The 896-nt window shown below is 69.2% G+C and carries 1 protein-coding gene; it reads left to right on the forward strand.

The window, feature by feature from the left end; genetic code table 11:
• A partial coding sequence (locus tag AC08OP_RS18285; RefSeq protein WP_476615309.1) for an outer membrane protein assembly factor BamB family protein occupies nt 1-896 on the forward strand: 896 nt, incomplete at both ends.

The raw sequence follows: 896 nt of genomic DNA on the forward strand, positions 1-896 counted from the left end.
CAGCTGACCTGGCCGGCGTGCACCTCCTCGCCCTGGACTGGTTCAGCGCCTGGTGCGCGATCGATGACACCGATCAGCGACGCTTCATAATCACCGATCTCGCCACCCGAACCCCCGGGCTGCCAGTCGTCGTGCTCACCCACGACCAGCCCGACCACGACACACTCGAACTGATCCGCTACAGTGCCGCACCCGACAGCCTCCTCGCCGTCCTGTCGGGACATTGGCATGCCGACGCGCAGCGCAACGTCGGCGGCTGTCACCTGCTCAGCACGCCCGCAGCCAGCTTCGGCGGACTGGACTGGTCACCACCGCAGCTCCGCCTCATCACCCTCACCCCCGGCTTGAGAACTATGGATCTACGGCACGACACGATCCCGGCGCTACCGAAACCGCCACGGTCACCGACCACGTCTCGCGCCGATACCCCGACCTCGCCCCGCACCACCAGCCACTCGATCGGCGCCCATCAACATCTGGGCACCCTCGCGACCATCGCCGGCACCGTCATCGCACCGAGCACCGACACCCACGGCGCAGGACACCTGACCCGCCTACACCCCTCCAACACCGGCAGTAACGACAGCCGAGTCGACGTGCTGTGGACGGTGCGCGCCGCAGACGACCCCATCACCGGCGTTCTCGCCGGCCATGACCAGATCCTGGCGTGCAGCCATGCGGGCACCCTCACCGCGCTCGCCCCAGCCACCGGCGCACCCCATTGGACCCGACACCTCCCACACCGGCAGCGACGCCGGCTGCTAGCCACCCCCATCCTCACCGCGGCGGGCCGGCTGATCGTCGGTGACGTCGGCGGCGTCACCTGCCTGGACCTCGACACCGGGGATATCGCCTGGCACCGCGACCAGCTCGGCCAGGTCGACACCCTGCTCACC

It is taken from the genome of Frankia sp. CeRuru1, from assembly GCF_977966315.1.